The sequence below is a fragment of the Cupriavidus taiwanensis LMG 19424 genome (assembly GCF_000069785.1).
GTDB lineage: Bacteria > Pseudomonadota > Gammaproteobacteria > Burkholderiales > Burkholderiaceae > Cupriavidus > Cupriavidus taiwanensis.
Genome location: NC_010528.1, coordinates 1,597,528 through 1,616,412 on the forward strand (window position 1 = coordinate 1,597,528; position 18,885 = coordinate 1,616,412).

14 protein-coding genes are annotated in these 18,885 nt (G+C 69.0%); 3 read left to right on the forward strand and 11 right to left on the reverse strand.

What is annotated here, in order from left to right:
- Positions 1-46 precede the first annotated feature (46 nt).
- On the forward strand, positions 47-925 hold the full coding sequence (locus RALTA_RS07360) for a class II glutamine amidotransferase (protein ID WP_012352806.1): 879 nt from the start codon (positions 47-49) through the stop codon (positions 923-925).
- A 30-nt stretch (positions 926-955) separates the two neighbouring features.
- Here the strand turns inward: RALTA_RS07360 and RALTA_RS07365 are convergent, their stop codons facing one another.
- The 11 genes from RALTA_RS07365 to RALTA_RS07415 form a co-directional block, all read right to left on the reverse strand.
- Entirely contained in the window at positions 956-3,355 is a 2,400-nt protein-coding gene (locus tag RALTA_RS07365) for a spermidine synthase (protein WP_012352807.1), read from the reverse strand.
- Positions 3,356-3,385: 30 nt separating this feature from the next.
- On the reverse strand, positions 3,386-4,138 hold the full coding sequence (locus RALTA_RS07370; RefSeq protein ID WP_012352808.1) for a protein-L-isoaspartate(D-aspartate) O-methyltransferase: 753 nt from the start codon (positions 4,136-4,138) through the stop codon (positions 3,386-3,388).
- 99 nt (positions 4,139-4,237) lie between these two features.
- Complete coding sequence (locus RALTA_RS07375) at positions 4,238-7,018, reverse strand: Hsp70 family protein (RefSeq protein ID WP_012352809.1); 2,781 nt, start codon at positions 7,016-7,018, stop codon at positions 4,238-4,240.
- A 28-nt stretch (positions 7,019-7,046) separates the two neighbouring features.
- Positions 7,047-8,894, reverse strand: a complete 1,848-nt coding sequence (locus RALTA_RS07380) for an Hsp70 family protein (protein ID WP_012352810.1) — start codon at positions 8,892-8,894, stop codon at positions 7,047-7,049.
- Positions 8,891-9,463 carry a DUF2760 domain-containing protein gene (locus RALTA_RS07385; protein WP_012352811.1) on the reverse strand — a complete coding sequence of 191 codons (573 nt, stop codon included), beginning with the start codon at positions 9,461-9,463 and terminating at the stop codon, positions 8,891-8,893. Before RALTA_RS07385 ends, RALTA_RS07380 begins: the two co-directional genes overlap by 4 nt.
- A gap of 37 nt (positions 9,464-9,500) precedes the next feature.
- On the reverse strand, positions 9,501-11,468 hold the full coding sequence (gene rpoD, locus RALTA_RS07390; RefSeq protein WP_012352812.1) for an RNA polymerase sigma factor RpoD: 1,968 nt from the start codon (positions 11,466-11,468) through the stop codon (positions 9,501-9,503).
- A 329-nt stretch (positions 11,469-11,797) separates the two neighbouring features.
- On the reverse strand, positions 11,798-12,256 hold the full coding sequence (locus RALTA_RS07395; protein WP_012352813.1) for an Lrp/AsnC family transcriptional regulator: 459 nt from the start codon (positions 12,254-12,256) through the stop codon (positions 11,798-11,800).
- Between the two features lie 56 nt (positions 12,257-12,312).
- Complete coding sequence (locus RALTA_RS07400; RefSeq protein ID WP_012352814.1) at positions 12,313-12,876, reverse strand: cysteine dioxygenase family protein; 564 nt, start codon at positions 12,874-12,876, stop codon at positions 12,313-12,315.
- A 202-nt stretch (positions 12,877-13,078) separates the two neighbouring features.
- A complete protein-coding gene (gene tolA / locus RALTA_RS07405; RefSeq protein WP_012352815.1) occupies positions 13,079-13,843 on the reverse strand; it encodes a cell envelope integrity protein TolA in 765 nt (254 codons plus the stop codon).
- A gap of 138 nt (positions 13,844-13,981) precedes the next feature.
- Entirely contained in the window at positions 13,982-14,350 is a 369-nt protein-coding gene (locus RALTA_RS07410; protein WP_012352816.1) for a VOC family protein, read from the reverse strand.
- A gap of 74 nt (positions 14,351-14,424) precedes the next feature.
- A complete protein-coding gene (locus RALTA_RS07415; protein ID WP_012352817.1) occupies positions 14,425-15,120 on the reverse strand; it encodes a TetR/AcrR family transcriptional regulator in 696 nt (231 codons plus the stop codon).
- A 346-nt stretch (positions 15,121-15,466) separates the two neighbouring features.
- Here RALTA_RS07415 and RALTA_RS07420 point away from each other — a divergent pair, with 346 nt between their 5' ends.
- Positions 15,467-17,191: an AMP-binding protein gene (locus RALTA_RS07420; protein WP_012352818.1), complete on the forward strand. Its 1,725-nt coding sequence runs from the start codon at positions 15,467-15,469 to the stop codon at positions 17,189-17,191.
- A 57-nt stretch (positions 17,192-17,248) separates the two neighbouring features.
- Positions 17,249-18,856 carry a carboxyl transferase domain-containing protein gene (locus RALTA_RS07425; RefSeq protein WP_012352819.1) on the forward strand — a complete coding sequence of 536 codons (1,608 nt, stop codon included), beginning with the start codon at positions 17,249-17,251 and terminating at the stop codon, positions 18,854-18,856.
- The last annotated feature ends 29 nt before the right edge of the window (positions 18,857-18,885 follow it).

The following is an 18,885-nucleotide window of genomic DNA, read 5'->3' on the forward strand; positions in this document are numbered from 1 at the left end:
GGGCGGAGAGCACCGCGCCGCACTCGCAAAGGACAAGGAGGGCAATATGTGCCGCTGGCTGGCTTACTCGGGCAAATCCGTTGCGTTGGAAACGGTATTGTTCCAGCCGGAACACTCTCTGATCGACCAGAGCCTGAATTCCCGGCTTGGCCATACCACCACCAACGGCGACGGCTTCGGCGTGGGCTGGTACGGGCGCCATGCCGAAGTGCCGTTCCGCTACCGCTGCCTGCACCCGGCGTGGAGCGACACCAACCTGCGCGAGACCGCGCGGGCGGTGCGCGCGCCGATGTTCGTGGCGCATGTGCGCGCGGCCACCGGCACGCCGACGCAGGAAACCAACTGCCATCCGTTCCGCTTTGGCCGCTGGCTGTTCGTCCACAATGGCCTGATCCGCGACTATCCGCTGGTGCGGCGCGACCTGATGATGGCGGTGGCGCCTCACCTGTTCCGCTGGATCGAGGGCTCGACCGATTCCGAGGTGATGTTCTTCCTGGCGCTGACCTTCGGGCTGGAGCGCGATCCGGTCGGCGCGCTGGAGCAGATGGCCGGCCTGATCGAGGACGTCGGGCATCGCCACGACGTGCAGTTTCCGCTCAACATGACGGTCTGCGTGACCGACGGCCGGCAGATCGTCGCGGTGCGCTATTCGAGCGAGACCAACTCGCGCTCGCTGTTCCACAGCACTTCGTTCCGGCAGTTGCGCGAACTCTATCCGGACGACCCGCGCATCGCCGCCGCGGGCGACGATGCCTTCCTGGTCCTGTCGGAGCCGCTGATCGACGTGCAGGGCGTGTGGGAAGAGATTCCGGAGGGCACCATCCTCGTGGCGCGCGGGGGCGAGATCGACCGCCACCGCTTCGTGCCGCGGCTGCCGAGCGAGCCGGTATTGCACGCCGCCCAGGACAACGCGGCCGCAGGCTGAGGGCGCGGGCCCGGCGGCACCACGCAAGCCTCAGGGGCACGCCAGCGCGGCCCCGGCATACAGCAGCAGCGCCACCAGCACCACCACGGTAAAGCCGGCGTGGATCGCCAGCAGCGTGGCCAGCACCGCCGCCACCACCGAGGCGCAGGCATTGATGCCCCAGGCCCACGGTACCAGCGTGTCGTCGCGGGCCGCGAGCCCTGACAGGCCGAGCGGGAACGGCATCCCCATCAGGAAGGCCAGCGGAGCGATCAGCGCCACTGCGATGGCAACCCGAGCGGGATCCGGCCAGGCAATCAGCAGCGGGAACACCACAGGCAGTGCTGCCAGGTAGAGCAGCGCCACGGCGCAAACGCCGCCGATTGCCAGCGCCACCTGGCGCCGACTGCGTCCGGGCACGCGCGGGGCATACCGGCTGCCCAGCCCCGCGAAGCACAGGAACGCGCACAGCACCACCGCGACGGCATAGAGCGGGTGGCTCAGGAACAGGATGAATTTCTGGATAAACGCGATCTCGACGAACATGAAGCCAAGCCCGACCGCGGCGAAATAGAGGCCGGTGCGCCATGGGGACACGGCGGGCGCGGCTGCCGACCGCCGCCGCAGCACCAGAAGTGGGATGCCGATCAGCAGCAAGGCCGCGGCCGTGGCCTGCAGCAGCGTCGCCACCAGCACCGGATAGCCCCAGTCCAGCAGGGGCAGCCCACCCTGCGCCTTCAGCGCGATCAGCTCCGGCAGCGTGCGCCATTTGAAAAAATGGAAGAAGTACGGCCGGTCATCGGTGGCGGGCCGCACGTCGAACTTGTAGCGCGACAGGAAGCCCTCGCGGTCGGGGCCGAGCAGGGCCTGCGCGGCGGTGAAGAAATCCGGCCGGTCGAGCACGTTGTAGCGGTTGGCCTCGCCCGCCCGGATGCCGGGATGGTATTCGACGTCGAACGAGCGGGCCCGGCAGAAGTCGCGCAGCGCGCCGATTTCCGCGGGCTGGAAGTCGCCGTGCTTGACCACCAGCGTGGCCGTCTTCCAGCCGCGCACCAGCACCAGCCGGCGCGCGGGATCGGGCACGCCCGCGCGCGCCATTGCCGCCACGGCGGTGGCGAACAGCCTGGGGATGTCGCGCGGCGGCAGCGAGACCCAGCGCGTGATCGCAAGCATGCCGCCGGGCCGCAGGTGGCGCAGGTATTCTCCGAACGCCTCGACGGTATAGAGGTAGCTCTCGGAGAGCGCATACAGGCCCGCCGACGACGTGCTGAAGGAATCCAGCAGCGCCACCTGGATCAGGTCGTAGCGTTGCGGGCTGGCTGCGAGGAAGCCCCGCGCTTCGCCGACATGCACCTGCACGCCCGCCGCGCTGTATGGCTTGCCCGAGAACGCGCTGAAGCGGTCCTGCACCAGCCCGATCACCTGCGCGTTCAGTTCCACCGCATCGACCTCGCTGGCGCCGTGGTAGAGCGCCTGCAGCACGTCGGCGCCGGCACCGCTGCCCAGCACCAGCACGCGCGGCGCCCGCAGCAAGTGATACGGCAAGGCCGAGGTCAGGTCGCCGAGGTAGGCCAGCGCTTCGCGCCGGCCGTCGTAGTGGTTGAGCGCGCTCAGCCCATCGCCGTCGGTCAGCACGGCGAGTTGCGGCGGCGGCTCCGCGGTGGCATTCAGGCTGAGCCCGGGGGCATGCCGCAACGGGATCGACGGGCTCTCGACCACCGTGACCAGGCCGAGGGGACTCGAGCGCTGAGCGACCACGCGCGCGTCGCCGATGCGCAGCAACTGGCTCAGCTCCTTGTACTCCGACGGCCGCAACGCCATCCAGCTGTCCGGGACGGCCGCCGGAACGGCTGCCGCCGCCAGCAGCAGTACCGGCAGCCAGGGGCGATGCCAGCGGCATTCCATGCAGGCCAGCGCCGCGGCCGCCATGCCGGCCATGCCGACCAGGCGCAGCGCGTCGACCGGATCCAGCAGGAACAGCGCGGCGATGATGCCCAGGCAACCCAGCCCGGCGCCGAGGATATCGAAGCTGTAGAGCCGGGGCACCTGCTGCGGAAAGCGGGCAAAGCTCAAACACACGCTGGTGGCCGCGCACAGGAAGGGTACGAACAGCAGCAGGTAGATCGCCAGCAGGCGCAGCGGCTGCGCGGGCTCCCACAGGATTTCCAGCGGGTTGAACCCGACCCGCTGCGCCAGTTCGAAACAGGCCAGCGCGCTGAGGCCGAACAGCAGCGCGCCGCCGGCAAAGACCGGCACGAAATGCCGGACCAGCGCCCGGCGCGCCAGGGCCACCAGCGCCCCCGCGGCGCCGTAGCCCAGCAGCGCCACGCTGATCATCATGTAGGCGAAGTGATGCCACAGGATGATGGAAAGCAGCCGCATCAGCAGGATTTCATAGCCGAGCGCGGCGGCCGAGAGCAAGGCCAGGGCAAACAGTGGCGGGCGTGGCATCGGGTAACCCGGCCGGCGGCGCGCCGCGCCTCAGTGCTTGCCGACCAGCGGCACGAAGCGCACCGGCAGGATCTGCCGGGTGCTGACGCTGCCGTCCGCGGATTTTTCGACCAGCAGCAGGTACTGCGTCAGGAACTGCGCGCCCACCGGGATCACCATGCGCCCGCCCGGTTTCAGCTGGCGGATCAGCGGCGGCGGCACATGGCTGGCCGCGGCGGTGACGACGATGGCGTCATAGGGCGCATGCTCGTCCCAGCCGTAGTAGCCGTCGCCCACCTTGCACGCCACCTGCCGGTAGGCCAGCCGCTGCAGGCGCTCGCAGGCCTGGCGCCCGAGCGGCTCGATGATCTCGATGGTGTAGACCGCGCGCGCCAGCTGGCTCAGCACCGCGGCCTGGTAGCCGGACCCGGTGCCGATCTCGAGCACGCTGTCGCCAGGCTGGACCCGCAGCAGGTCGGTCATCAGCGCCACGATATACGGCTGCGAAATGGTCTGGCCATGGCCGATCGGCAGCGGCCGGTTCTCGTAGGCGTGCGGCTTCTGCGGGTCCGGCACGAACTCGTGGCGCGGCACCTGGCCCATCACCGACAGGACGCCCGGCGCAATGCCGTGGTTGCGGTTCGGGACGCCGGCGCCCGCGTCGATGGCCGCGATCTCGCTGACCATCTCAGCACGCTGCTTCAGCCGCGCATCGTCGGCCGCGCGGCACAGCCCGGCCGAGGCCATGGCCGCGACGGCAACGGCGAGCAAGGCAAAGCAGGGATGGCGGGCGGACGGCTGCACGATGAGACCCCAGAGAGCCTACCGTCATCGTAGGTCATCGGTCCCACCGGCGCCGGCAAGTGGCAAACAAGACGCTTGCGGCTGCGCGGCCTGGGAAGGCTATCCCGCGATCAGCTTGAGGCCGGCGGGCAGCGCCTCGCCGAACACCCGTCCTTCGTCCGCGGCATCGAGCGCCACCACCTCGCGCACCATGGCGATCCAGCCCGGCGGCGCGCTGGCGGCTTCCAGCCGGCGCACCACGTGCGCGCGGTGCTCGTCCGGCAGGTCGCGGGTGCGGTCGCCGGTCATGCGCGCGATCTGCACCGCGGCGAACGCGGCCGGCTCGACCTTTTTCCAGTCGAGCGCGAGGATGGCGTCGAGCCACTGGCCGGCGGTGTCGGCCGGCACCACGCTGTGGGCGCTGCCGTAGAACGGCATGCGCGCGCCGATGCGGCCCACCGCCCACCAGCCCTGGTTGTTCTCGGAGGGCTTGCGCAGCCGGGTCAGCAGCCAGCCGGCCAGCTCGGTCTTGGCGTCGACGGGCAGGCGCTCGAGCGACCCCGCCAGCCGCACCATGTCGGCATAGCCGCCCCGGGCGGGCCCGGCCGGTTTCTTGAAATGCGCGCTGCCCGGCGGCTGCAGGTAGAAGGCCATGTCTTCCAGCAGGCGCAGCTGCGCGCTTTCGTCCAGGCCGCCGGCGGCGCGCCGCCACAGCGTCCACCATTCCGACCAGTTCTGGCTTTCGTTGACGTACTGGATGCCCTGGTCGTACTGCGACCACAGCTGCGCGACGCGCCATTCGTCGAGCGGGTAGCCGAAGCCGGGGCGCACGCAATAGCCGGCCAGGTTGAGCCACAGGCGCTCATGGTCCGCCGTGCGGCGCCGGCGCCTGGCGCGCTCCCACAAGGCGCCGAACAGCTCGCGCAGCAGCGCGCTGTCCCATTGCTCGCGCGCGCCCAGGATCTGCTCGAGCTGCGCGCGCAGGCGCTTGACCTCCTTCGGCCCGACCTCCTGCGAACGCGCGCCGAAGGTGCGGTCAATCAGTTCCAGCGCCTGCGGCAGCGACGGGTGCGCGGTCGGCGCCGGGGCAGCCGCCGCGGCGTCGTTGCCGCGCAGCTGGAACTCCAGGCGCCAGCGCTGCGCGGCATCCCCGGTGTTGATGCAATGGACTTCGAGCGTGCCGACCTCGGTCAGCGACGTGGTGATCTGCACCGGCGTTTCGCGCGGGCCGCCGGCGCCGCGCGTCGGCACCACGGTGGCGATCGGCGGCAGGCGCACGAAGTCGCCGCCGGACAGGTCGGTCAGCGCGCCGGGCTGGTAGGGCGCCTCGGCCACCGAAGACACCAGGTGGAACTGCACCGGGTGGCCCAGCCGCAAGGCGAAGGTACGGTCGCTGAGGTGGATCTCGTGGCCTTCCTCGGTGCCGCGCGGCAGCAGGCAGATGCCTTGCTGGCCCGTGGCGCCATCGTCGAGCACCAGGAAATAGCTGCGCGCCGAGCCGCCGCCGATGCGCGGCGCCTGGCCGGCGCGCGCGCGCGCATACGCGACCGCGCCGCGGGCCACGGCAATGTCGGGATCGGCGTTGTGCAGCACCTGCAGCGGCGTGCCGCGCCAGCCGCCCAGCGTGTCGGCGATACGGTGCGCCAGCGCCTGCGCGCGGAACACGCCGCCGTTGAGCAGCAGGGTGTCGGGCACCGGCAGGGCATGGTCCGGCGCGTCGTCCATGCCGAGCGCGGCACGGGCCTGGGCCGCGTGCTGGCCGAGGAAGGCCGCGACGTGGCGGGTCACGGCGGGATCGGCGGCATAGGGCAGGCCGAACTCGACGATGGCGCCGCGCGCGCGCCGCGGCCGTTCGCTGGCCGGCACGTTGGGGAAGAAGCCGTCGACCACCAGCTGTTCGACTTCCTGCCGCGTCACCTGCACCGAGCGCGCGCCGCCGACCAGCCGGGAGCCCGCGCCCAGCAGCGTCACGTTGACGGCATCGGGCGCGTCCGCGCCCAGCAGTTGTTCCTTGGCGGCGCGGCAGCGCGCCACCAGCTGCGACAGGCTTGCGGCCGACAGGCGCGGCTGCGCCGGCGCGCCGTCGCCCAGCCGCGCTTCGACCTGGTGCGCTAGCCCCAAATCCATGTTGTCGCCGCCGAGCATCAGGTGGTTACCCACCCCGATGCGTGTCAGCTGCGGCTGCCCGTCCTGCATCGCCACGCGGATCAGCGTGAGGTCGGTGGTGCCGCCGCCGACGTCGCAGATCAGCACCAGCCGGGTTTGCGCGAGGTCCCGTTCCAGCGTCTGGCGATGCCGGAACAGCCAGTCGTAGAGCGCGGCCTGCGGCTCTTCCAGCAGCCGCAGCGCGGGCAGGCCCGCGAGGCGCGCGGCTTCGAGCGTCAGCGCGCGCGCGCCCTCGTCGAACGAGGCCGGCACGGTGAGCACCACGTCCTGCTGCTCGAGCGGCGCGTCGGGGAAGCGGTGGTTCCACGCCGCGCACACGTAGCCGAGATAGCTCGCGCTGGCGACCACCGGCGAGATCTTGTCGAGATCCTCCTCGCCGCCCCAGGGCAGGATCGGCGCGGTGCGGTCGACCGAGGCATGCGACAGCCAGCTCTTGGCGCTGGCCACCAGCCGGCCTGGCACCTGCGCGCCCAGCGTCGCCGCCAGGCGCCCGAACACGGTTCGCCGCGCGGCCGCGCTGGCGGCCGATTGCCAGGGCAGCTGCAGGTCATCGCCGTTGAGCTCGCCCGGCGCCGCGTGGTAGCGCACCGACGGCAGCAGGGGGCGGGCCGCGACCTCGCCCGGCGCGACCAGCTGGTCGATGTCGAAGACGCGGATATCGTCCGAGCCGGCCCTGGCGTAAGCCACCACCGTGTTGCTGGTGCCAAGGTCGATGCCGACGCTGTACTGCTTCATCGACTGCTTCATCGCCGCTGCCGCGGGATCAGGCATCGGCGTTGCCGCGCACGTCGAATTGCACCTTCCAGCGCTCGCCGCTGGCGCGCGGCACGGCCTCGAGTTCGAGCGTGCCGGCTTCGGTCACGCGCGCATGCAGCCTGACCGGCACCACTTCGCCGGCGGTGCGGCCTTCGGCGGGCAGCGTCGCCTGGATTTCTTCCAGCTCCTGCAGCTCCTCCGGCCCCCAGTAGTCCAGCAAGGTGCCGACCTGGTCCTGGCGCCGCACCGACGAGCCGAAGAAGCGGAAATGCACCGGCTCGCCTACCACCAGGCCGAATTCCTGCGGCGGCAGCTCGGCCTCGGTGCCTTCTTCCATGCCGAACGGGGCCACGCACAGCGCCTGGATCGGCGGCTCGAAGCCCGGCACCGCGGGCATCGACGATTCCACCGCCACGTAGTAGGCGCGTGCGGTGCCGCCGCGGATGCGCACGCCCTTGCCGCGCCGCACATAGCCGTAATAGGCCGCGCCGCGTGCCACGGCCAGGTCCAGCTCGGCGCCGTCGAGCAGGCGCGCCGGCGCCGCACCCTCGGCAGCAAGCCAGCCGTTGAGGGTCTGCAGGATGCGCTCGACCAGCAGGCCCGACTTGAACACGCCGCCGTTGAACAGCACGGCGGTGGGGCGCAGGAAGCTGGCGCCTTCCGGCTGCGTGGCATGCAGGCCTTCGATCTCGGCCAGGGCACCGGCTTGCCGGCCCAGGAATGCCGCCAGGTGCCGCGTGATGGCGGCGTCCTGCGCATAGGGCAGGCCCAGCTGCGTCAGGCCGGCGCGGGCCCGACTGACGGGGCGTGCCGAGGCGTCGACTTGCGGGAAGAACCCTTCCAGGATGGTCTGGGTCAGTTCGGCGCGGGTCAGTTCGGTGCGGATCGAGCCGCCGATCAGCTTCGAACCGCGGCTGGGCACGACCAGCGGCACGGCATCGGTGGCGGGGTCGGTCAGCAGCGTTTCCTTGGCGGCGCGGCAGGCGTAGGTCAGCGCGCGCAGCTGCCACGGGTCGGCCTGCGTGCCCTGCGCCGCCAGTTTGCGCGCGACCACGTGCGCCAGGGCCAGGTCCATGTTGTCGCCGCCCAGCAGGATGTGGTCGCCGACCGCGATGCGATGCAGCTCCAGGTTGCCTTCGCGCTCGATCACGGCGATCAGCGACAGGTCGGTCGTGCCGCCGCCGACATCCACCACCAGGATGATGTCGCCCACCTTGACCTGTTTGCGCCACTGGCCGGCGCTCTTCTGGATCCAGCTGTAGAGCGCCGCCTGCGGTTCCTCGAGCAGGGTCATGCGGGCATAGCCGGCCGCCGCGGCCGCTTCGGCGGTCAACTCGCGCGCGGCAGGATCGAACGAGGCCGGGATCGTCACGGTGACGTCCTGCTCGCCGAACGGTGCATCGGGATGGGCCTGGTCCCACGCTTCGCGCAGGTGCGTCAGGTAGCGTACCGAAGCCTCCAGCGGCGATACGCGCGGCACTTCGGGCGGCGCATCGGCGGGCAGGATCGCGGCGCGGCGGTCGACGCCGGGATGGCACAGCCAGCTCTTGGCGCTGGACACCAGCCGGATCGGCGTGCCCGCGCCGCGGCTGCGCGCCATCTCGCCGACCGCGAAGTCGCGCGCGGCGCTCCACGGCAGGTTCAGGTCGCCAGGCGCCAGTTCGCTTTCGTGCGGCAGGTACAGGAACGAGGGCAGCAGCTCGAGATCCTCGACCGCCCCGGGCGCGGTCAGCTGCGTGATCGGCAGCACGCGCTGGCTGGTCTTCTCGCCCTCGCTGGCAGCCAGGTCCACGTAGGAGACCGCGCTGTGGGTCGTGCCCAGGTCGATGCCGATGGCATAGCGCGCCTCGCTCATAGTTCCACCTCGGCGGGGGCGATCACGCTGGCGTCGTGGCGTTCGGCCAGGCGCGGCAGGCGCACGTCTTCGACCTTCCAGCCACGATGGCTGATGGCGCCATGGAACGGCGCGCTGCCGACCACGTTGCCGGTCAGGCGGATCGCGCTGGCGTCGAAGCCGTCGGCCAGCGTCACGCGGCTGCCCTCGGCTTCCTCGCGCACCGGCCGGATGGTGAAATGCTCGCGCAGCACCGCGCGGCAGCCATCGTGCACCAGGCGCGCGGCGGCGCCGATCTCGGCGTCCGCATAGCGCGCAATGTCTTCCTCGACGAAGTCGACGAAGCGGGCGTCGCGCTGGAGCAGTCCGAGCAGCTGCAGCGCGGCCACCGGGCTGGCTTCCTTCAGCGCGGGGGCGGGCTCAGCAACCGGCGCCGGGGCGGGAGCGCTCACCGGTGCCGCCTGCGCGGCCGGCTCGCCGGCGCGCAGGCGCTTGATGCCGGCGGCCAGCTCGCGGTTGCCAAGGATCGCGAAGAACGTGCCCATGGCAAGCGAAAGCCTGCCAAAGAAAGAGAGGTTCGAGTCAGGCATGGATAACACTCCTCTGTGCGCGGAAGCGGGAGACCGCTCAGGCGTCGCGCAGATAGGTGATCAACTGGTCCGCGCGGCTGGGATGCCGCAGCTTCTTCATCGCCTTGCTTTCGATCTGGCGGATGCGCTCGCGCGTGACATCGAATTGCTTGCCGACTTCTTCCAGCGTGTAGTCGGTCGACATGTCGATGCCAAAGCGCATGCGCAGCACCTTGGCTTCGCGCGGCGAGAGCTCGTCGAGCATCTCGCGCACCACCGCGCGCAGGCCGGCCTGCAGGGCGGCATCGGCGGGCGTGGCGGTGTCCGAGTCGGCGATCATGTCGCCCAGGCTGGTGTCGCCGTCCTCGCCCACCGGGGTTTCCATCGACACCGGTTCCTTGGCGATCTTCATGATCGAGCGCACCTTGTCCTCGGTCATGTCCAGGCGCTCGGCAAGCACCGCCGGATCGGGTTCCTTGCCGGTCTGCTGCATGATCTCGCGCGACAGGCGGTTGAGCTTGTTGATCTGCTCGATCATGTGCACCGGCACGCGGATGGTGCGTGCCTGGTCGGCAATGGCGCGCGTGACCGCCTGGCGCACCCACCAGGTGGCGTAGGTGGAGAATTTCCAGCCGCGGCGGTATTCGAACTTGTCGACCGCCTTCATCAGGCCGATGTTGCCTTCCTGGATCAGGTCCAGGAACTGCATGCCGCGATTGGTGTATTTCTTGGCGATCGAGATCACCAGGCGCAGGTTAGCCTGCGTCATCTCGTGCTTGGCCTGGCGCATCTGGCGCTCTGCGGCCAGCATCTTGCGGTTGACCGCCTTCAGCTCGGCCAGCGACAGCGCGGCGCGGGCCTGGATGTCGATCAGCTTCTGCTGGTGGGCTTCCAGGTCCGGCAGCGCGCGCGCCACCGCCGCGCTGTAGGGGCGGTCTTCGGCAACCAGGCCCTGGCCCCAGGCCAGGTTGGTCTCGTTGCCCGGGAAGCGCGCGATGACGTCCTCGCGCTCCATGCCGCAGCGCTCGACCAGCAGCTGGACCACCTGGCGCTCGATCGCGCGCACTTCATCCACCATGCCCTGGACGTTGGCGCACAGGCGCTCGATGGTGCGGGCGGTAAAGCGGATCGTGCGCAGCTCCTCGCGCACCGCGTCCCGCGCGGCGGCGAAGGCAGGCGTTGCCGCGCCGCCGGCTTCGCTTTCGGCGCGCATGCGCTCGAACTGTTCGGCGACGCGCGCGAAGCGCTTCATGCACTCTTCGCGCAGCCTGGCCAGGTCGGCTTCGGCGCTTTGCTGGCCGCTGCTGCCCTCATCGGCGCTGTCGTCGTCATCTTCGTCGGTCTCGTCGGCGCTGTCGAGGCTGCTGTCGTCGGCGTCGTCCGCCGCGGCGGCGGCCGGCTCGGCGATGCTCTCGTCGCTCAGGCCGTCGACCACGTCATCGATGCCGATCTCGTTGCTGGCGACCTTGGCCGACAGCTCGAGAATCGTCGCGATGGTGAACGGGCAGGCCGAGATCGCGTGGACCATGTTGTTCAGGCCGTCCTCGATGCGCTTGGCGATCTCGACTTCCTGCTTGCGCGTCAGCAGCGTGGCCGAGCTCATTTCGCGCATGTACATGCGCACCGGGTCGGTGGTGCGGCCGAACTCGGAATCGACGGTGGCCAGCGCCACCTCGGCTTCCTCTTCGGCCTGCTCGTCCGAGGCCACTACGGGGCCATCGCTCAGCAGCAGGGTCTCGGCGTCCGGCGTCTGCTCATAGATCTTCACGCCCATCTCGGCGAAGGTGCCGACGATGCTTTCCATCGCGGCGGTATCCGTGAAGTTCTCCGGCAGGTGGTCGCTGATGTCCGCGTGGGTCAGGTAGCCGCGCTGCCTGCCCAGCTGGATCAGCGCGCGCAGCTGCTGGCTGCGCGCGGCGGCTTCGGCCGTCGGATCAGTGTGTGCCGCGGCCGGGGTGGCCTGGCCGGTGTCCTTGACTGCTGCTGCTCGGGTTTTGGCTGCCGTTCGTTGTGCGCCACTTGTCATTGACTGCTGTTTCCTTCGTGCATCGCGTGTCGACGGCAGTGCGCGCGAGGGCGCGCGTGATTCCAACCTGCTGTCAAGGCTCGCGTGGGGTTCGGCGGAGGCGGGGCGGATTACCGTACGCCGCGGCCGTTTGAATAGGGGCCGCATATTCTACAGCCATTGCTGCGTCGCAGCAGGTTCCGGGCCCGGAATGCGTGGCGGCTAGTCTGCCGGAATGCGGGGTATTTGCAACAGGATGCGCTGAAAAGCGCGGCCGAAGCCGCTGCCATGGCGCGATTTGCCACCCCCGGCTGGCCCCACCGTCACCTGTTCAGCCGCCAAGTGCGGGCTCAGGCATAGTCCAGCGGCAGGGCGGTGGTGTACTTGATCTGCTCCATGGCGAAGCTGGAGCTGACATCGGCCAGTTCCGCGCCCTGGATCAGCTTCTTGTAGACCCGGTCGTAGGCGGCGATATCGGGCACTACCACGCGCAGCAGGTAGTCCGTGTCGCCCGCCATGCGATAGAACTCGGTCACTTCCGGAATCGACGACACCAGTCCGTGGAACTGCTTGAGCCATTTCACGTTGTGCTGGCTGGTGCGGACGGAGACGAAGACGGTGACCCCGGCGTTAAGCTTGGCGGCGTCGAGCAGCGCCACGCGCTTGCGGATCAGGCCAGCTTCTTCCAGCTTCTGGATGCGGCGCCAGCACGGCGTCGAGCTCAGGCCGACCCGCTCGCCGATTTCGGCGACCGGCAAGGTGGCGTCTTCCTGCAGGATGGCGAGGATCTGTTTGTCGTAGCGGTCCATGGTGCGTGGCGGTCAGGGGAGGAGGGCGCGCCCGCACCCGGCGCGCGGCGTGGCGGCTAGGCGTCGGCGGGCACCAGCAGGTTTACGCCGGTGGCGATATGGTCGCGGCTCACGCCATAGAGATGCAGCGAAACCGCGATCTCGTGGCTGGCATTGCCGAGCGCGTGGATATGCTGCAGCCCGCCCGGCACGCTGAACGTATCGCCGGCGCAGCGCGCCACGGTATTGGTATGGCGGGCATGCCGGCTGGCGGCGTCCCACTGGTAGTGCTGCTCGGTCAGCGTGCCGCGCAGCACGCGGTAGGCGCACCAGGTGCGATGGCCGTGCACCGGGCTGGCCTGGCCGGGGCGCCAGACCAGCACCATGGCCGAGAAGCGTTCCAGCGGATCGCCGTAGACCAGGTGCCGGGTATAGGTATCGGCCGAGCCCAGCAGGGCGCCCGTCGGCAACGCCGCCAGCAGCGTGTCGGTGTCGGGCAGGTGCTGTGCAATGTGGCTGGCAACCAGGCGTGCGCTGTTGCTGAAGATGTCGGCGAGGTCGAGCGCGAGCCGGTCGAGCGGGGCGCCAGCCGGGCGGGCGGCAGGATGATGTGAGACAGAAAGGGGGGAGGCGGTCGTCATGGCGGAATCCGTCGGCTTGTTCTTGTCTATTCATGATATGGGCCGGCGGTAGCACAGGCATGCGAGTTGTCCTTCCAGGCAGGCTGGAATTGTAATCGTATTCCGGGAAGGCGCGCCTTATTGGAATTTTTTTCTATCGGGACACCGTTGGTGCGATAACGCCCGCTACGGGATGCAGGCGCGGCCTGGCGGGGCAAGGGGCCTAGCCGCCCTCGTCCTTGGGCCAGAACGTGATCAGGATATTGGACGGCGCTACGCCGTTGCTGTCGCGCGGCAGAGGGTCGGACCGCTGCACCGCGCGCAGCACCGCGTTGTCCCAGCCGGCATTGCCGCTGGACTTGGCCAGCCGCGTCGACAGCAGCGAGCCGTCGGGCGCCATGTGGACGGCGACCACCGCGGCCGGATTGCCGGCGACGTCCTCGTTGAAGATGATGTTCGGCTTGACCCGCTGGCGCACGCGCTCGGCATAGCCCGATGACGGCTTCGCCGACGAGCCGGAACCCGCCCCGGTGTTGGCCGCGGCGCCGGCACCGCCCGCCTGCGCGCGCAGGCGGGCCAGTTCTGCCTGGCGCTCGGCATTGCTGGCCTGGCGCTGCGCTTCCTGGGCCTTGCGTTGCGTGTCCTTGCGGGCCGCTTCGGCACGGGCCTGGCTTTCGCGCTGGCGCGCTTGCTCTGCTTCGCGTTCGGCCTGCCTGGCCTTGCGCTGCTTTTCCTGCAGCGCGATATCGGCGTCTTCTTCTTCGACGGGCTGGGGCGTCGGCGCCGGCTTGACCACGGGCTCGGGCACGGTGGCTTCCGGGACCGGCTCCCACAGTTCTGCCGCGACACCGGTGGGCACGGCGTTGCGCCAGCGCACGCCGTAGTACAGCAGGGCCCCCAGCAGCAGGTGCATGAGCAGGGCCAGCAGGAAGCAGGTCAGCGTGCGCCGCTCGCGCACGGGGTGGTAGGGATAGGCGGCGGTCTGCATGGTCCTTCGATGCGGCGAAAACCAGGCCATTCCATTCTATGAGGCCCAACCGTATCAACCAAGCGCAGGACAGGCACAAGCGCGGCGGCGTCGCCAGCTACTGTGTCTCGCCCAAGGCACTGCATGGCCGCCTGGACTTCAGCCCCTGGTGAAGATCTCCAGGAAGTGCTTGCTGGGATCCTCGAAATAGATGCGCCGGCCGCCGTCGTCGGTATTGATCTCGCCGGGGCGGCGCCGGTACGGGTCGGCCCAGAAGGTGAGTTGGTGGGCGCGCACGCGGGCAAGGCCGTGGTCGAATTCGGCGTCGCTGACCAGGAAAGCGTAGTGCTGCATGGCGATATCGCCTTGCGCGTCCATGAAGTCCAGGGTGACGCCGTTGTCGAGCGCGACGCCGAGGAAGGGCCCGAACGGCTCGGCCGGCGGACGGCCCAGGACCTCGCACAGGAAGTCGGCGGATACCCGCTTGTCGTGAGAGAAGACGATGGTGTGGTTGAGCTGGATGGCCATGTCGCAATCTCCGTGCTGGGAGTCAATGCCGCCTCCAGCGTACAAGGATTTTGCGGGTTCGGCCGGAGATCCTCTCAGGCCTGGTCCAGCTTGCGCAACGCAGCGCCGACTTCGCCATGGAAGGCGCGCAGCGCCTCCAGTTCGATATCCGCCGGCTGCAGCGCGGGCCACAGCACTGCCACCATGTCGGCGGCGGTCTGGTCGATGTCCACCTCGCGCTGGCGCGCGATGGCGTCCCACAGGATATGTTCCATCGGTCCCAGGATGGCCGAGCGCAACAGGCTCAGCGGCACGTCGCGGCGAATCTCGCCATGTTCGCGGCCGCGCGCCAGCAGGTCCATCAGCGGCGCCGTATAGCGGCGTTGCAGCGGCACGAATTCCTGCCCCAGTTCCGGCCCCTTGGCCCGGCCTTCGGACAGCACCAGCGCGCACAGCCCGGTGCCCTGTATCAAGAACAGGCGCAGGTGCGTCTTCACGTAGAACGCCAGTTGCGCCCTGGTGCTCTGGTCGCGCGGCATGCCGCGCTCGATGGCGCCGATGATTTCATCGTACCAATCCTCGATCACCCGCACGCACAGCTTGCGCTTGCTCTGGAAGTACGTGAACACCGTCGCCTCGGACACGCCCAGGCGCTGGGCGATCTCGGTGGTGGTGGTTTTCTCGTAGCCCAGTTCGGCGAATACCTCGCGGCTGACGCGCAGGATGTCGCGGATGCGTTGTTCCGCCCTGGCGCCGGACGGGATCCGGCGGGCGGCGGCGTTGTCTTCCATGGTGTCGGATCCCTGTGTGCAAAAGCACGAAATGATAGACCGTGCCCGGACCCGGGCAAGGAGGGAAGGAGCGGCGGCGCGGCCTCGGCCTCGCGCGATGTCATCCCATCGTACTCGATTTTGGCCTGTAGTTGAGTCAACCTCAAATTAAGGTTGAATTTTCCCGGCAGCCCGTATACCTTTTGGGCATTCCGATGTGACGAGACCGGAAGTCGAAATGACGAACCGGCAGCATTGATAGCAGCTTCACGGGGTTAACCCGGACTGGGCGAATCACCCCGGCGATATTCGTGATCTTGAGTTGTGCTCAACTCAAGTTGAAACCCGACGCGCTTTGGAGACAACGATGAAGATGCAGGGAGAGCCGCTTCCCACCATTCTGCCAATCGGCGGGCTGTCGCATGTCCGTGGCGACACCAGCATTGCGCTGTCCGAGCAGACCGTGCCGGCGCTGCTGGCGCAGACCGTGGCAGCGTTCCCGGAACGCGAGGCCGTGGTCTTTCGCGAGCAGGGCGTGCGCTGGAACTGGCGGGAATTTGCCGAAGCGATCGATGCCCTCGCAGCCGGCCTGCACGCGCTTGGCCTGGCCCGGGGCGATCGCGTCGGCATCTGGGCGCCCAACCGGGTGGAGTGGCTGGTGACCCAGTTCGCCACCGCCCGCCTGGGCCTGGTGCTGGTCAACATCAATCCGGCCTACCGGCTCGCGGAGCTGGAGTACGCGCTGAACAAGGTCGGCGTCAAGGCCATTGTTGCCGCCGAGGCCTTCAAGACCTCGCGCTACCTCGAGATGTTGCAGGCGCTGGCGCCGGAGCTGGCTACCAGCGCACCGGGCGCGCTGCAGGCCGCGCGCCTGCCGTCGCTGCGCTGCGTGATCCGCATGGGCGAGGGCGAGACCCCCGGCATGATGCGCTATGCGGACGTGCTGGCGCGCGGCGCCGGCGTGGCGCGCGCGGAGCTGGACCGTATCACGGCGCAGCTCGACCGCCATGATGCGATCAACGTGCAGTTCACCAGCGGCACCACCGGCGCGCCCAAGGGCGCCACGCTGACGCATCGCAATATCGTCAACAACGCGCGTTTCATCGCCATGGCGATGCGCTTCTCGGAGCAGGACAAGCTCTGCATCCCGGTGCCGTTCTACCACTGCTTCGGCATGGTGCTGTCGGTGCTGGCATGCGTGTCGACGGGCGCGGCGATGGTGTTCCCCGGCGAGGCCTTCGACCCCGAGGCCACCATGCGCGCGGTCAGCGAAGAGCGCTGCACCGCGCTGCACGGCGTGCCGACCATGTTTATCGCGCAGCTGGACCACCCGCGCTTCGCCGACTACGACTTCTCTTCGCTGCGCACCGGCATCATGGCCGGATCGCCATGCCCGATCGAGACCATGAAACGCGTGGTGGCGCAGATGCATATGTCCGAGGTGACCATCGCCTACGGCATGACCGAGACCAGCCCGGTGTCGTTCCAGAGCAGCACCACCGATCCGCTCGACAAGCGCACCACCACGGTGGGCCGGATCCAGCCGCACCTGGAGGTCAAGATCGTCGATGCCAGCGGTGCGATCGTGCCGGTGGGCGAGAAAGGCGAGCTGTGCACGCGCGGCTATTCGGTGATGCTGGGGTACTGGGACGACGAGGCCCGCACCGCCGAAGCCATCCGCGACGGCTGGATGCACACTGGCGACCTGGCCACCATTGACGAGGAGGGCTACTGCAATATCGTCGGCCGCGTCAAGGACATGCTGATCCGCGGCGGCGAGAACATCTACCCGCGCGAGATCGAGGAATTCCTGTTCCGCCATCCGAAGGTGCAGGCGGTGCAGGTGTTCGGCGTGCCCGACCCCAAGTATGGCGAGGAGGTGTGCGCGTGGATCGTGCTCAAGCCGGGCGAGAACGCCACCGAAGACGAGATCCGCGCTTTCTGCCGCGACCAGATCGCGCACTACAAGATTCCGCGCTACATCCGCTTTGTCGACGAGATGCCCCTGACCGTGACCGGCAAGGTGCAGAAGTTCGTGATGCGCGACCAGATGGTGCGTGAACTGAACCTCGATGAATCCAGGACGGCCTGAGCGCCGGGCCCGAGAGATTGACCCTACACAACCGATAACCGACTGCCCGAGGCCCCTATGGCGGTAATTGAAACCAAGCTGAACGCCCGCTCCGAGTCGTTCAGGACCAATGCACAGGCAATGCAGGAGCTGGTTGCCGACCTGCAGCAAAAGATCGCGAAGCTGGCCGAAGGCGGCGGCGCGGCCGCGCGCGACAAGCACCTGGCGCGCGGCAAGCTGCTGCCGCGCGAGCGCGTGCAGCAACTGCTCGATCCGGGCACGCCGTTCCTGGAGCTGTCGCAGCTGGCCGCGTACGACATGTACGACGATGCTGCGCCGGGCGCCGGCATCATCACCGGCATCGGCCGCGTGGCCGGGCAGGAATGCGTGATCGTCTGCAACGACGCCACCGTCAAGGGCGGCACGTATTACCCGATGACGGTCAAGAAGCATGTGCGCGCGCAGGAGATCGCCGAAGAGAACCACCTGCCGTGCATCTACCTGGTCGATTCCGGCGGCGCCAACCTGCCCAACCAGGACGAGGTCTTCCCCGACCGCGACCACTTCGGCCGCATCTTCTACAACCAGGCCAATTTGTCCAAGCGCGGCATCCCGCAGATCGCGGTGGTGATGGGCTCGTGCACCGCGGGCGGCGCCTACGTGCCGGCGATGAGCGACGAGTCGATCATCGTCAAGAACCAGGGCACCATCTTCCTCGGTGGCCCGCCGCTGGTGAAGGCGGCCACCGGCGAGGAAGTCAGCGCCGAGGACCTGGGCGGCGCCGACGTGCATACGCGCCTGTCCGGCGTGGCCGACTACTTCGCCCAGAACGACCACCATGCGCTCAGCCTGGCGCGCAATATCGTGCAGCACCTGAACCGCCGCAAGCCGGACCAGATCCGGCTGCACGAGCCGGTCGAGCCGCTGTACCCGGTGGAAGAGCTGTACGGCGTGATCCCGACCGACACGCGCAAGCCGTACGACGTGCGCGAGGTGATTGCGCGCATCGTCGACGGCTCCGAGTTCGACGAGTTCAAGGCCCGTTACGGCACCACGCTGGTGTGCGGCTTCGCGCGCATCTGGGGCTATCCGGTGGGGATCGTCGCCAACAACGGCATCCTGTTCTCGGAGTCGGCGCTGAAGGGCGCGCACTTTATCGAGCTGTGCTGCCAGCGCAAGATCCCGCTGGTGTTCCTGCAGAACATCACCGGCTTCATGGTCGGACGCAAGTACGAGAACGAGGGCATTGCCCGCAACGGCGCCAAGATGGTGACCGCGGTGGCGACCGCGCAGGTGCCCAAGTTCACGGTGATCATCGGCGGCTCGTTCGGCGCGGGCAACTACGGCATGTGCGGGCGCGCGTATTCGCCGCGCTTCCTGTGGATGTGGCCGAACGCGCGCATCTCGGTGATGGGCGGCGAGCAGGCCGCCAGCGTACTGGCGACGGTGCGCCGCGATGGCATCGAGGCCAAGGGCGGCCAGTGGAGCGCGGAGGAAGAGGAAGCCTTCAAGCAGCCGATCCGCGACCAGTACGAGCACCAGGGCCACCCGTACTACGCCAGCGCGCGGCTGTGGGACGACGGCGTGATCGATCCCGCGCAGACGCGCACGGTGCTGGGGCTGGGCCTGTCGGCCAGCCTCAACGCGCCGATCGACGAGATGAAGTTCGGCGTGTTCCGCATGTAATCGTGGCATGTCACAACGACTAGGAAGCT

Coding starts and splice junctions, on each gene's coding strand:
- RALTA_RS07420 (WP_012352818.1), top strand. CDS start 15,467: ATGAAGATGCAGGGAGAGCCGCTTCCCACCATTCTGCCAATCGGCGGG.
- RALTA_RS07385 (WP_012352811.1), bottom strand. CDS start 9,463: ATGCCTGACTCGAACCTCTCTTTCTTTGGCAGGCTTTCGCTTGCCATG.
- RALTA_RS07360 (WP_012352806.1), top strand. CDS start 47: ATGTGCCGCTGGCTGGCTTACTCGGGCAAATCCGTTGCGTTGGAAACG.
- tolA (WP_012352815.1), bottom strand. CDS start 13,843: ATGCAGACCGCCGCCTATCCCTACCACCCCGTGCGCGAGCGGCGCACG.
- RALTA_RS07425 (WP_012352819.1), top strand. CDS start 17,249: ATGGCGGTAATTGAAACCAAGCTGAACGCCCGCTCCGAGTCGTTCAGG.
- RALTA_RS07410 (WP_012352816.1), bottom strand. CDS start 14,350: ATGGCCATCCAGCTCAACCACACCATCGTCTTCTCTCACGACAAGCGG.
- RALTA_RS07380 (WP_012352810.1), bottom strand. CDS start 8,894: ATGAGCGAGGCGCGCTATGCCATCGGCATCGACCTGGGCACGACCCAC.
- RALTA_RS07415 (WP_012352817.1), bottom strand. CDS start 15,120: ATGGAAGACAACGCCGCCGCCCGCCGGATCCCGTCCGGCGCCAGGGCG.
- RALTA_RS07395 (WP_012352813.1), bottom strand. CDS start 12,256: ATGGACCGCTACGACAAACAGATCCTCGCCATCCTGCAGGAAGACGCC.
- RALTA_RS07375 (WP_012352809.1), bottom strand. CDS start 7,018: ATGAAGCAGTACAGCGTCGGCATCGACCTTGGCACCAGCAACACGGTG.
- RALTA_RS07365 (WP_012352807.1), bottom strand. CDS start 3,355: ATGCCACGCCCGCCACTGTTTGCCCTGGCCTTGCTCTCGGCCGCCGCG.
- rpoD (WP_012352812.1), bottom strand. CDS start 11,468: ATGACAAGTGGCGCACAACGAACGGCAGCCAAAACCCGAGCAGCAGCA.
- RALTA_RS07400 (WP_012352814.1), bottom strand. CDS start 12,876: ATGACGACCGCCTCCCCCCTTTCTGTCTCACATCATCCTGCCGCCCGC.